Source organism: Streptomyces sp. NPDC025806 (assembly GCF_055558275.1).
This window is the reverse complement of record NZ_JBVHMU010000027.1, coordinates 1-12662: the sequence shown is the minus strand read 5'-3', so window position 1 is coordinate 12662 and position 12662 is coordinate 1. Positions and strand designations below refer to the sequence as shown.

At 69.7% G+C, this 12662-nt stretch carries 11 protein-coding genes; 2 read left to right on the top strand and 9 right to left on the bottom strand.

Features of this window, described 5'->3' with window-relative positions; all coding sequences use genetic code 11:
• The first annotated feature begins 150 nt into the window (after positions 1-150).
• Positions 151-840: a hypothetical protein gene (locus ACZ4E1_RS36595; RefSeq protein ID WP_467547722.1), complete on the top strand. Its 690-nt coding sequence runs from the start codon at positions 151-153 to the stop codon at positions 838-840.
• Between the two features lie 27 nt (positions 841-867).
• On the opposite strand, the gene ACZ4E1_RS36590 is transcribed toward ACZ4E1_RS36595, so the two are convergent.
• From ACZ4E1_RS36590 to ACZ4E1_RS36550, 9 genes are all read right to left on the bottom strand, one after another.
• Positions 868-2847 carry a zinc finger domain-containing protein gene (locus tag ACZ4E1_RS36590; protein ID WP_467547720.1) on the bottom strand — a complete coding sequence of 660 codons (1980 nt, stop codon included), beginning with the start codon at positions 2845-2847 and terminating at the stop codon, positions 868-870.
• 221 nt (positions 2848-3068) lie between these two features.
• Positions 3069-3617 (bottom strand): GntR family transcriptional regulator, encoded by a 549-nt coding sequence (locus ACZ4E1_RS36585; protein WP_467547718.1) that lies wholly within the window; start codon positions 3615-3617, stop codon positions 3069-3071.
• A gap of 61 nt (positions 3618-3678) precedes the next feature.
• Positions 3679-4881 carry a methyltransferase, FxLD system gene (gene fxlM, locus ACZ4E1_RS36580; RefSeq protein ID WP_467547716.1) on the bottom strand — a complete coding sequence of 401 codons (1203 nt, stop codon included), beginning with the start codon at positions 4879-4881 and terminating at the stop codon, positions 3679-3681.
• Between the two features lie 14 nt (positions 4882-4895).
• Positions 4896-6041 carry a lanthionine synthetase C family protein gene (locus tag ACZ4E1_RS36575; RefSeq protein WP_467547714.1) on the bottom strand — a complete coding sequence of 382 codons (1146 nt, stop codon included), beginning with the start codon at positions 6039-6041 and terminating at the stop codon, positions 4896-4898.
• The gene (locus ACZ4E1_RS36570; protein ID WP_467547835.1) at positions 6038-8983 is read right to left on the bottom strand and encodes a lantibiotic dehydratase; all 2946 of its coding nucleotides are present in this window, start codon (positions 8981-8983) and stop codon (positions 6038-6040) included. Before ACZ4E1_RS36570 ends, ACZ4E1_RS36575 begins: the two co-directional genes overlap by 4 nt.
• Positions 8984-9099: 116 nt before the next feature.
• Positions 9100-9273 (bottom strand): hypothetical protein, encoded by a 174-nt coding sequence (locus ACZ4E1_RS36565; RefSeq protein WP_467547712.1) that lies wholly within the window; start codon positions 9271-9273, stop codon positions 9100-9102.
• A 164-nt stretch (positions 9274-9437) separates the two neighbouring features.
• Complete coding sequence (locus ACZ4E1_RS36560; RefSeq protein ID WP_467547710.1) at positions 9438-9854, bottom strand: hypothetical protein; 417 nt, start codon at positions 9852-9854, stop codon at positions 9438-9440.
• Positions 9851-10492 carry a hypothetical protein gene (locus ACZ4E1_RS36555; RefSeq protein ID WP_467547708.1) on the bottom strand — a complete coding sequence of 214 codons (642 nt, stop codon included), beginning with the start codon at positions 10490-10492 and terminating at the stop codon, positions 9851-9853. Before ACZ4E1_RS36555 ends, ACZ4E1_RS36560 begins: the two co-directional genes overlap by 4 nt.
• Positions 10485-11012, bottom strand: a complete 528-nt coding sequence (locus ACZ4E1_RS36550; protein WP_467547706.1) for an ATP-binding protein — start codon at positions 11010-11012, stop codon at positions 10485-10487. Before ACZ4E1_RS36550 ends, ACZ4E1_RS36555 begins: the two co-directional genes overlap by 8 nt.
• Positions 11013-11720: 708 nt before the next feature.
• Between ACZ4E1_RS36550 and ACZ4E1_RS36545 the strand changes: the two genes are divergently transcribed.
• On the top strand, positions 11721-12662 hold a 942-nt coding region (locus ACZ4E1_RS36545), incomplete at its 3' end, for a helix-turn-helix domain-containing protein (protein ID WP_467547704.1).

Below are 12662 nucleotides of genomic sequence, written 5' to 3'. Positions count from 1 at the left end.
CGCACACGGCGATACGGAGGGGTGCCGTGCACGCCGTCACATCGGGATACCTCGAACTCTGCCACCCCAACGGGACTTTGGGGACCGGTTCCACAGAACAGCTCCCCGCATCCGGGCGGCGTGAAGATCACCACCGGATAGGCTTTGTACATGTCACGCGCACGCATCGCCCTCGTCGCCGCCCTCGCCGGAATCACAGCGCTTACCGCCTGCTCCTCGAGCAGTGACAGCAACGGCACCGGAGATGCCGCCACGCGCCAGGCGGACAAGCCCGCAACCGTAGCCGCGCCGAAGCCGATCACCAAGGAGCTCCCCCAGGCCCATCTGACGCAGGCACTGCTCGGCGACGGCGAGACGCTCCCCGGCTGGTCGCTGCACGGCGACAAGTCGGTGACCGACGGCGAGTACTGCAACGGCACCGAGGACGCGGACTCTGCCCCCGCAGGCTGGGTCCGCGGCGCCGACTCCTCCTACGAGTACAACCACTCCACGATCAACATGGCGCACATCGGCATCTGCCAGTTCGACTCGGCCAGCGCCGCGCACCGTCAGTACACGGCCTGGAAGGGCACCGAGGCGGCCAAGCAACAGACGCCGAAGAAGCCGATCGGGGACGAGAACGTCCTCGTCGTCAACCCCGGCGCCTCCGACGATTCCGTCTACGGATACGTCCGCTCCGGCACCGTCAACATCCGGGTCCGAGTCGAGGGTGGCACCGGCGGCGACCCGTCCGGCACGCAGACGATCCTCGCCGCCACGCTCAAGCGACTCCAGCAGCTGCAGGACGGCAAGCCCGCCACGGTGACCGCCGCCGACGAAGAGGAATCCGCCCGACAGTAGCCGCCGGCCCGAAGTGTCCGTCTTCGGTCAGCCCCACAGTTTCCGAGTGAACTCCTTGGCCCAAGTGACACGTTCCTGATGCATGCGCCCCTCGGGAGAACACGGTGTGTGCGGCTGGGCCTGGCACTTCGGGCAGGTGACTTCGTCTGCGTGCCAGGTGCGCGCCGGGGATCCGCTGTCCTGTTCGGCACGCAGCTTGCGCGCGGTCTTGGCTGTGCGCGACCCCGTTCCCGGATGGGCGGACTGCAGGACGCGGCGGAGGCGTTCGTCGTGCGGGATCTGACGGGTCCTGCCCGGCCCGACGCGGTCGTCGTTGTCGCACGGCTTGCCGGGACCGGCGTGGCAGCGTGGGCACGTTCCGCTGTACCAGTCTCTTCGGGACACCTGATGATGCAGTCGGGGCTCTGCCTTCTGCGGAGCCGGCCGGCGCTCCCCGCCGGGTGCGGGATCGGGCTGACCGGCGGCCGCCCTTGTTGCCACTGACGGCCGCGTGACGTCGGTCGCTGCCGGCTTCTGCTTCTTGGCCCTGCGCTCGTCCACGATTGGTTGCAGCCGCTCGTTGTGAGGGAACCGCCGGATCTTCCCTACCTCGGGCCCGTCGGCCACGACGCAACTCTCACCTTGGGCCGCCTGACAGCGTGGGCAGGTGCGCCGCGTCCAGTAGCGGCGCGCCACCTGCGAGTGCAACGGTCTTTGCGGGCCGTCAGCCGCGCGCGCCCTCCAGACCTCTACCCTGCTCGCCGGCCCCGGCGTCAGAAGGTCCCCGGCCGCCGCCGCGGCCTGCAGCAGCTGCTCCACCGTCGGGCGCAGGTCGGTCGTGTAGGTGTCGTGCCTGCGCAGGTCTCTGAGGATGCTGCGGACTCTGGCAGCGGCATCCTTCGCGGCACTCTCCGTGGCAGCTTCCGCCTCGACTGCTTCGTGCGTGAGTGCGTCAAGGCCGTCGTAGTAGGCGACCGCTCGCTCCACAATCTCGGTCTCGGCCTCGGTCCGGTCCTCCGAGGCGGTCGCGTTCGCGCGGAGCAGGAGCCTGCGCACCCGACCCGGCTTCCGTTCCGACACCGCTCCGTCCAAACTCGCGAACAGCTTGCGGCGCTGCTCATCCTGGTCGGACAGCCATATCCGAGCGTTACGGACGGCAGCTTCCAGCTGCGCCTGGACTTCTGCGTGTGCGCCCGTCAGATCCTCGATCTCACGGCACCGCTGCGACACCAGGAGGACGGACTCGATCCGACGTGCGTAGAGCAGCTGGCGCAGGAGCCCCTGGGCTCGAGCGTCGGGTTCCGGCACCTTCTTCGTCGTCCCGGGCGTCCAACGCGACGGGCGCGGTGCCGTGTGGGACTTGACGATCTCCTCGACCGCCGGTGTCGAGAGCCCTCGTTCGGTCATCTCGCAGTCGTCGAGCGAGAACCATTCGGTGTTCCTGGCGAATGCCTCGGTGCCGATCCGGACGACCCTCGACGTTCCTTCACTGTGCAGGCGGATCCGATGGACGTACCAGCGTTCGATGAGCGTGTCCCGGTCGACCGGGATCATGGTGCCCAGGACAGGCTCGAGGCCCTCGTCCCACTCGGGTGGAACAGCCTGGTCCAAGTGCACTCGCAGGGCACCCCGTGGCCAGCGGACGTCGACGACGGAGCCCAGCGGTGCACCACCAGGGCGCGGGTACTGGATGCTGGCCTGCTCCCCCAGGCTGGAGAGCCAGGCCGTGGCCGCCGACCTCACATACAAGTGGTCAGCGCTGTTCACACCGCGGGCGTGCCGTCCACAGACGTGCGGCAGTCCGTCAGGATCCGGGAAGTGCGCGAAGTGACAGGCTCGATCGGTGTAGAGCTTCGTGGTCAGCTGACCGCCGCAGCCGCCAAGAAGCGTTCCGCACCAATAGGTGTCGTGCTCATGGACGCGCCGGAAGGCATCCAGCCCGATAGCCTCCATGGGCAGCATCAGCGGCTCGTCCGAGTCCGCACTGCCCAGGACCGCCGTCTGGATCCGCCGCTTATCTGCCTGCACACACTCCCCCATTGTCCCGCGCACGCGGCTCTGTCCGGCAGGAGCCGAGCGCGGAGACCTGTCCCCGCGCAGCCCCTGCTGTCCGACGACTGTGCGTGTCCAGGTCATCACACCGTTCGGTGTGACGGTAGGCGATCTTCAGACGACGGCAGCAGGCCCAGGAGTCGTTCCCCACGGCTGCCCAATATCCGGCAATCACGTGTCTGAGACTGGAACCATGGTCAGGGCAGGCGGCGGAAGGGGACGGCCAGTTGTTCGTGTGGCCGGCGACCCCCGTGATGCAGGATCGCGCGCGCGGCCGTCAGTACGCGCTCGTCGGCGCCCGTCGGGTCCACACCGTCCGCGAGTAGGCGCAGGGCTTCTGTGACGAACTGGTCTCCGAGGAAGGCCAGCACATGCCGGTCCATCTCCTGCAGGAGGGTCGTGTCCGCGGGCCAGCGGCCCAGCGTGTGTGTGGAGGGCGCGGTGTCCTCGTAAGTGGCGGCCAGGTGGGCGCAGATGGATGCGGCGGTGAGGATGTCGCGCACGGGGCTCGCCGGGAACACCGCGCGGGACTCACGTACGGAACAGGTGCGGCCATCCTGCTTGACAAGTTGGGCGTCGACGAGCCTGCGCAGTGCGGTGCGTACGGTCGCGGGCGCCACACCGTAGGTCTGTGCAAGCTCGGCCTGGGTGGGGAGCTTCTGTCCGGCGCTCAGCTTGCCCTGGTGGATCGACAGGGCAAGGTCGGTCGCTATCCGTGCAGAGGAGACGTTGGTGCCGCGTGCCATCCCGTCACCCTAGAGGAGCTTGGGATGACAACGGGCACCGCGCGCCCGCCTCTGCGGCTGCTCAGTACGTGAGGTGCATGCGGCTCTCGTGCTTGGTGATGACGTGGCCCTGCTCTGGCCCGTCCTCGGTCGTTGCCGGGGTGATGGTCAGGTGGGGAACTGCGGTGCGGTCCTGGCCCCAGGCGTCGATGTGGGTGACGAGGTCCCGGGCAAGGGCGTCGCCGTTCGGTCCGTAGGCGGCCGCACCAAGGCGCACCGGGCGGTCCGGGTCGGCGGTGTCGCGGGCGGAGATGAGGTAGGCGAGGGAGTCGCCGTGCGCGAGCATGGGGCTGCGGACCGGCATCACCGGGCGGCGTACGAGGTCCTGTGCCACGGCCTGCTTGGTGACCTCGAGCCGGCAGACGCGGTCGTCTGTGGCTGTGGCGCGCAGCCACACGCCGTCGAAGGACTCCTCGAGGCCGATGTGCTGGTCGGACCATGCCTCAAGGCAGGGCGTGGTGAGGAGGCTGGCGCCGAGGGCGGTGGGGTTGATGGCCTGGTCGTCGTCGTAGTGGACCCGGATCGTGTCGTCGGGGTTGAGTGGGGCTGTCTTCTCGCCGTCCTGGCCGATGATCGGAACGAATCCGCAGAGTTCCATGCCGTCGGACACGAGGGTGTTGCCGTGGCGGGTCAGGGCGACGGAGCGGGTCTGGCCGCGCCAGCGCAGGGGCAGGACGAGACGGCCTCCGTCGGCGAGCTGGTCCCACCATGCCTTGGGGAGGTCCCACAGGCCGACGGCGGCGAGCATGCGCTGGTAGGGGGCGTTTTCGGGGGCTCCTTTGAGTCCGTCGCGCTGCATGACGTGGACGTGGGTGTATCCGGCGCGGTCGATCATGGTGAGGGCGTGGAGGGCGACGTCGGGGTCGATGTCGATGGTGGTGACGTGTCCGGTGGGACCGGCGAGTTCGGCGAGGAGTGCGGCGTTGTAGCCGGTGCCGGCGCCGATCTCGAGGATGTTGTCGCAGTCGTGTACGTCGAGTTGGGCGAGCATCGTCGCGACGAGGGACGGGACGGAGGCGCAGGACAGGGGCAGGGGTCCGGTGGGGTTGTCCTTGATGGCGACGGCCCGGTCGGTGTAGGCGTCGTTGAGGTCGATGCCCGGGAGGAACGCTTCGCGCTTGACAGTGCGCAGGGCGCTTTCGACGGGTGCGGGCAGGGGGTGGTCGTTGAGGATCTCGTCGACGAGGCGGTTGCGGAGTTCGGTGGAGGTGGGGGCGTCGTTCACGGGGATGGTCGCTTTCAGTTGAGGAGGAGGCAGGTTTCCCAGCCCAGGTCATGAGGGTCGGGGGCGGTGAGGGTGTGCAGGGTGAGGAGTACGCCGGAGGCGCCGGTGAGGAGTCCGGCGGGCTGGGGTATCTCGTGCTGCACCATGTGGCGGCTCAGGTGGGCCCGGAGCGCGGGGAGTTCGGCGGTGAGGCGCGGGTTGTCCGAGTCGGCAGCGATCCGGGCGGCGGCGAGGAGGAGGCCGGCCCATCCGTGGCAGACGATCGCCTGGTCGAGGTGGGAGAGCTGCCAGCGGTCGGTGATGCAGGCGAGCATGGCGTTCTCGGCGATGAGCTGGGTGGCGGCGTCGCCTCGGGCGAGGGCTGCGAGTTGCAGGGCGCGGGCGATTCCGGGTGTGCCGTAGCACCACGATGGGCGCCCGGGGATGGCCCCGGTGACGGGGCCGGCGAGGTAGTCGTGCAGGGAGAGGGTCTCGGGCCAGCCGGTGCCCGGGCCGTGCAGGAGTTGCGTCCAGCGGGTCAGGTGGGTGCAGCCTTCGGCGAGCGCCTGGTCCTGGCCGTCGACGGTGCGGCCGGCTCGGTGGGCCAGGGCGAGAAGGGCGAGCGGGCCGGCGAGTCCGTGCGCGAGCCCGAGGTTGGCGTGGCCGTGCTCGAACCTCTCGGTTGGTGGTAGGTCGGCGGTGGGGCTGTCGGCGGCCCACCAGCCCGGCACCTGGTGGCCGGCGACGGTGAGCGTTTCGGTGAGCAGCCGCACGAGGTAGTGGAGCACCGGCTCGAGGGCGGCGCGGTGGCCGCGGTGCAGGAGGTAGGCGCCGAGGCCGGTGAGGCCGCTGATCAGGTCGTACTCACGCATGCGGGGTGGCCGGCCACGGTCCATGCGGCGCAGGGCCTGGGTGAGGCGGTGGTGGGCGAGGGCGATGACGTCGGCGTCGAGAACGCCCAGGGCGGTCTTGTAGGCCGGGTGGTCGGCGAGGGAGAGGGCGAACGCGGCGGCGGGTGTGCCGCGGTACAGGCTCGCGTCGTCCGGGTGCCCGGACACGGGCTCGCTCATGACCGCCTTGACTGCTGCGTGGGCTGCGGTCCAGTTGCCGCTGGCGCGGGCTTTGACCACTTCGTACAGGGCGGTGCCGGCCAGGCCGGAGCCGAGGTCGTCGTGTCTCATGTGGTGCTCCGGGCCAGGCGGGAGCGGCTGACCTGCCGGGCGGCGTGGCGGGCTGCGGCTTCGGAGTCGCGGTCGGGGCCGATCAGCCGGTTGTGGTGCATGTGCAGGAGCGATTCGAGGACGCGTGGCAGATCGTCGGGGTGGAGGAGTTCGCGGTAGGCGGTGAGTGCGATGCGGCGGTGGACCAGTGCGGCTGGTGCGATGCCGAGGAGCGGGGACGATGGGGCGCACTGGAGAGCTTGGCGGGTGACCTCGAGGTTCCCGTGGCCGTGGGCGGGTGTCGTGGCCAGCCATTCGTGTCCCGTGTCGGCGCCGAGGAGGCCCTTCGCGATGTCGATCATGTTGAAGGCGCACAGGACTTCTCGGGCGAGTGGTGTTGAGTCGGCGAGAATGCGGCGGGTGACGTTGCTGTCGGCGATGAACACGTCTTCGGCGGCGCGCATGACGTTCCCGGTGCCGTAGCGGCCGGTCTCGGGTCGATAGCCGTCGATGACGAGGCGGGAGGCGAGCCGGTCTGCGGTGAGTCTCGCCGTCCACGCGGACACTGTTCGTAGGGTGTCAGCGCGGTCGGTCTGGGTGCCGGTGAGGGGGATCCGCAGGCGCAGGTGGTCGGTCTCGTGCTGGGAGCGGTAGCGCACGAACCAGGTGCTGTCGGTGCCGAGGTTCTCGACGAGGTCGGGCAGCCGGCGGGTGATGACCTCGTCCATGGTGGTCGGGTGGGTGAAGACGTTCGCCTGCATCCAGCGAGCGGTCGGATCGCCAGGATGCGTGAGGGACTCGTTGACGAGGACGGGGGCGCGGGTGAGATCCGGATGCTGGCGCTGCGGGACGGCCGCGTCGAGCAGCACGGTGAATTCGTGGGCGTGGCCGATCCAGGCGAGGTCGTCGTCCGGGGTGCTTTCGGTGAGGACGGCCTGGTCCTCGTGCTGCAGGTGCTGGTGCAGCAGTCGGGCGTGCAGGGGCACGTCGAGGTCGAGGCTCAGGGGCCGGTCGGCGTCCTGCAGGTCCACGCGTTGTGGGCAGCGCCAGGCTGTGGCCCAGACGCGCAGGGCCTGGTGCCATTCCGGGCTGAACGGGCCGGGCGGGAGGGCGTCGGCCGGGAGTTTCCATCGGGCCGGGGCGAGGATCGCGCGGCCGTGGCGGACGCGCGGCAGGTAGGGCAGGCAGGCGGCGGCCGGGCCCCAGTCGAATGCCGTCCATGCGGTGGCGAAGCCGCGGCCGAGCATGGCGAGGAATCGGGCCAGGGGTGGAGCCTGCTTCTCCAGTGCCAGGGCGTGCAGCACGCTCGGCTCGACGATCCGGCGCCGGGAGATGCTCACGAGGTGCAGGTGTCGGCCGGTGGACAGGACGGCCAGGTCGTCCAGGGGGATGACCTCGGGCGCGTCCTGGCGGTGCTCGCCGACCGGGATGACGTGCGGGAGCAGGGCGGGGACGCGGGCGACATTCTCGCCGTGGGGAAAGCTCGGCGTGAAGCTGAGCTGGGCGCTGAGCGCTCCCTCGGTCATGGTCGGCAGTGTGCGGTACAGGTCTGACAGCCGGTGGTCGAGGATGCCGGTGAAGCGGCCCGAGAGGGCGCCCGCGGTCCACGCCGGTCGGACATCCACCATGAAGTCACCGGCGTTCAAGGCCTTGGCGCCGGCGGAGCGGATCCGGAATCCCATCTCCACGTGCGGGGCGAGGCTGTCGGGCGGGGAGGAGAGGGCGTCGATGTCCGCGTCGGTGAGGACGAGTTCGCACTGCTCGCGGGCTGCGGCGTGGGCGGCCATGGCGGCGAGCTTCTCGTCCCGTGGCAGCAGCCTGGACGGTGGCGCGGGCCAGACGGAGTGGGGGTAGTCGGCCGGAACGCCGATCCCCGCGGCCAGGTCGACGGCGTCGAGGACCGGCACCAGGACGCCGGCTCCGTACCGCTCCCAGAACTGGCTCTGGTAGGCGGCCCAGGCCGGGGATTCGCCCTGCGTGCGGGTCAGCCGAGCCAACACGTGCGCGGCGTGCTCGACTTCGTCCAGCACCTTCTCGGGCACGCGCACGCGTGCGTCGAGGTGCAGGTCCAGGCTGATGTGGGCGCGTACGGCCTCGCCTGTCACGGACTGCATCCGCTCGGCGGCCAGGGCACGCAGCTTGTGGGCCGCGGCGGGCTCGGCCTCGTTGTGGCCGTGCAGCAGCTGGCCGGCCTCGTCGAGCTGGTCGACGACGTCCAGGGTGCTCGGGGACAGGGAGTCGGCGTGCGGGCGCAGCGTGCGCACGATGTGGCCGGCCGGGTCGGTGTCGGTCATCGGGGCGGCGAGGCCGCTCGTCAGGTAGCCGTCGGTCAGGGCTTGTGCGATCAGGGCGATCGCCTGCTCACGGCTTCCTCCGGAGTTCTCCAGGAGGCGGATCACCTCGCGGCCGGGCGTCGGCGCGGACGTAGCGGCCAGGAGGACCGACAGAGGGCGGGTGATGGGCGCACTCGCGAGACGCCCGCCCGCGCGCGGCACCACGATCGTCGTGCCGCGCACCGCGGCCAGTGTGCTGACCTGGAGCTCGATGTGCGGCAGCACATCGGCCCGGCGCTCAAGGTCGCGGCGGACTCGGTCGACGCAGAGCGTGTCCGGACGGCCCAGCGGCCGGTGTGCGACGCCGAATTCGGCCGATGCCGGACCGTACTCGGCCAGGGCAACGCCTGCGAACAGGCCGAACGGAGTGGGGCGGCAGATGGACCGCAGAACATAGGCCGCGGACGAGCAGGTAGCCTTGCGGATCCGCTTCGGTGAGGCGCTGTCACCATCTCGCAGGATTCGCTCAACAGCGGTGACCAGACCGGGTGATGCGACACGTAACGCGGTGACGAAGTCCGTGTCCGTAAAGATCCCGGCGAGCCAGTCCAGGCTCGATTGCGCCGAGTTCAGGTCAGGCCAGACAACGGGACGGTCACGCAACGGCCTCGCCGCAGCCCGCAGCACCATCACGTCGCCGCGCCGGCGAAACACTGGCGAGGTCGTCATCGGGGTCCCCCTTCACGGTGGTGCGTCTGTCGGGGAGCCCAGGCGTTTCCGGGATCCCCGACAGACGCGAGGGTGGGTCAGCTGGAGGTGCAGGAGGAGTCGCAGGTCTTGGCGCAGCCGTCGCTGGTGTCGCACGCTTCGACGATCGGGATCGGGGTGTGCGTGATGGTGGTCGTCAGCACCCACTCGTCGGTCGCCGGGAGCTCCGGCGCGTGCGTCGCAGCGGGAGGCATCGAGATCGAGGTCGTCATGGCTCTCCTAGGTTGGTGGTGCCGCCCGAAGTACCGGGCGGAGGGGCCTCCAGGACCCCCGTTGTCAGCCGCACGGGCGGAAAGGGGTGCGGCGCACAACGCGGGCACTGAGGAGCTCTGCTGTCTGCCGAGTACTTGGGCCGCGTGCTGGCAAGACGCTGCGGCTACGGAGGCGACTCCCCCGCCTCGTGCGGGTCCGGGCAGCACTCGGGCGGTGTGACGGCGACGACGAACTGGGCTGCGTCGTCGGCGGTCGTGTCGTCGTACACGACGAGCGCGTATGTCGCCCCGCTGCTCAGCTCGGCCAGAGCCCGCACTGCCTCTGTCTCGTCGAACAGCCAGCCACGGACCGGCCGGGCCAGATCCGCATCGAGCTGCTCTGCGATCTGTGCTGCGCGGCGCCGGATCCAGGCGAGACCGCCCTCCGCTGTTCTGCAGGAGCGGCCGCCAAGCCAGATCATGCGGCCGGCGGGAAGGTGCACCGCCGCGTCACACCAGTAGGACGCGCCCCTGCCCCGCGACGGCGCCGAGGCCACCGAGGCGGCGGTCACGGCAGGCTGCGTGTATCGGACGTCGCTCACCTGAGGCCTTCCCAGGGCTGAGGTGCGCAGGCGTGGAGCTCACGCACCAAAGCGGAGGCGACAGTCCAGGTGATAGCCCGCTCGCCGAATGTGACGATGCGCCGGCCCACCTCCGCCAGCTCGCAGTTCCCACCGGCAGCGGGCGCGTAGACACGTCCGTGCACCCCAACGACCTCGGCCTCACGGGCGCGGACCAGGCGGTGGCCGCGCTGGAGCCGCGGGCACACCGCTGCCGCGGTGCGGGCACAGGGTGCGCACACGGGAGGGTTCGTCGTGCAGACCTCGTCCGGCCAGCCCGGCCACGCATGAGGGACGGGGTCGGGCAGCAGCCACAGCACGCCCTGCGCAGTGCGGTCGGCCGGCGCCGAGCACACCTGACACAGCAGCTGTTCCATGTGAGCTCGCTGACGGGCGGGATGCAGGTCCGCGTAGCGCGGCTGGCCCTCCTGACAGACCGTCCGCCGCGCCCACAGAATCCCGTCGATGTCCCTGTCCTGCGGGCGCTCGTCCCAGTAGCCGATGCCGGTCCCCGTCATGAGGAGCCCGGTGGTGGGGGTGACCTCCGCGGACCAGGCGACGACAGCAGGCACCGGCTCCAGAAGCACGCCCTTCGGCAACCGCTCGAACGCTTCAGCCACGGCTGCTCTCCCCCACAGACTCGGCGAGGGAGACCGTGGCCAGCACCTCGGTGGTCTGACGGTGCTCGAGCACCTCGACGCGGTCCACAAGCGCTCGCACGATCGCGAGTCCACGACCGTGAAGGTCGTCCGGGCCCGCAGGCAGGAGTGTGCGGCGCCAGGACAGTCCCTGATTCGTCACGGACACGGCCACCTCGGAGCGGGTCACCGTGACCTGCACGAACATGTCGCCGTGACCGACATGCACGACTGCGTTCGTCGTAAGTTCGCTGGCCACCAGGACCAAGTCGTCGACGAGCTGGCCTGGGATCCCGTATTCGTGCAGGGCGTCACGGACGTAGTGGCGAGCCCGCCGAGGGGTGTCGCAGCGGTCGCGGGTGCAGGGCAGCCTGACGGTCACACGCATCTGCTGCCGTCCGCTGTTGGTGACGGTGGGCCGCGCAACAGATTCAACGGCGGACTGGGAGTTTGGCGCGAAGGCCGGACCGGCCAGCGGCGTGCGCTGCTCGCGGGCGCTCATGAGCGCCGCGCCGGTGTGCTGGGTCGGAACTGCGGCGGTACGCGGTGGACAAGGGCGACGGTGATCGCCTCGCACAGGGCGTCCGGATCGGTTGTCCCGGCACGAGCAGGGCGAGCTGGTGAGATCCAGGCACGCCCCGGGCCTGCAAGGTCGACTCCGGCAACGCACCGAGTGCCTGGCAAGCCGGGCCAGGTCGCCGCAGTTCCCGTCGGAACCACGACCTCGATGGTTGCACGGGCCCTGCTGCGCAGAATCGGCCCGACCGGAATGCCTCGGCCTCTGAGTACAGACAGTGTGTACAGGGCGAGAGAGCGACGTAACCGCACTACGTCAACGCTGTTCAGACACACCATCGTTGGCTGCCGCGGGCCGCACGCGGGCGGGGCCGAGCTCCCCCAACGGTGACCGGCGAGGTATTGGGTCATGCGCGCCGTCCTCCTGAGAGGTAGTCAGGGCGTCGCATGCGGCAGATCGACCCGCATTCGGCGCCTGCGCGCCTGGAATCAGCGCGCCATGGGTGCACTCCCTGCGCGTTCCAGGTGAGCGTCGTCACACATAGAGTGCTCCATCGCCAACAAAGCGTGCAAGCCTTTCACGCTAATGAGGCAAGACTTGCATATGCCCGCTTAAGGTCCTGCTCACGAGGGTGGCGAGGCGATCACGGCACAAGGCAGACTGACCAGCATCAACGGAGAAGGGGGGCAGGCGGTGAGTGCACCAACCGTCCGCCGGCGACGACTTGGCACCAAGCTCCGCGAGTACCGCGAGAGCAGGGGGTGGACCCTGGAGGGTGTCGCCGACAAGACCAGCGGCGCGATCAATGCGGTCAAGCTCTCCCGGCTGGAAACGGCGCGCACGGCTGCCCAGGCCTCCGATGTCGACATACTCCTCGATGTCTACGAGATCGAGGACCTTGAGCTACGCAAAGCCCTGCTCACCCTCACCAAAGACGGGTCCCGGCGCGGCTGGTGGCATTCCTACCGCGGCATCCTGACTCCGACGTACGAAGACCTCATCGGGCTCGAGGCGGAAGTCTCATCGATCCGCCTCTTCCAGCTCGGCATCATCCCGGGCCTGCTCCAGACCGCGGCCTACGCCCGCCAGGTCATCGCTGCCACCGGCATGACGGCAGCCTCGGAGGACTGGGTCAGCCAACTCGTCGAGATCCGCATCGCGCGGCAGGCAGTGCTGACCTCCCGCGACCAGCTCGGACCTCCCGAGGTTTGGGCGATCATTCACGAGAACGCGCTGCGGGCTCAGCCCGCAGATCCGTCGATCATGCGTGAACAGCTGCAGCGTCTTCTCCACGTGTCGGAGCTGCCGCATGTCAGCCTCCAGGTCTTGCCCGCCAACGTCCCGCCCCATCCAGGAGCGTTCGGTGCGTTCAACATTCTGAGTTTCCCCGAGCACGCCTCCCTCGACGTCGTCTACGAGGAAAGCCTCACGGCCGTGCGATACATCGAGGAGACAGACGAAGTTCGCACCTATGGATCCGCCTTTGAACGGCTTCGGGCAGCCGCCCTCCCCTTCGAGGAATCCGTCAAGTTCATCACCAAAGGGTTGTCCCGTAAAAGATCTTCTGGTCGCCTCGGGCATGGTGGGCTACCGTGCCCGCTGCCCTATCAGGCGAGGGCGAGGTTGTGCATCCGG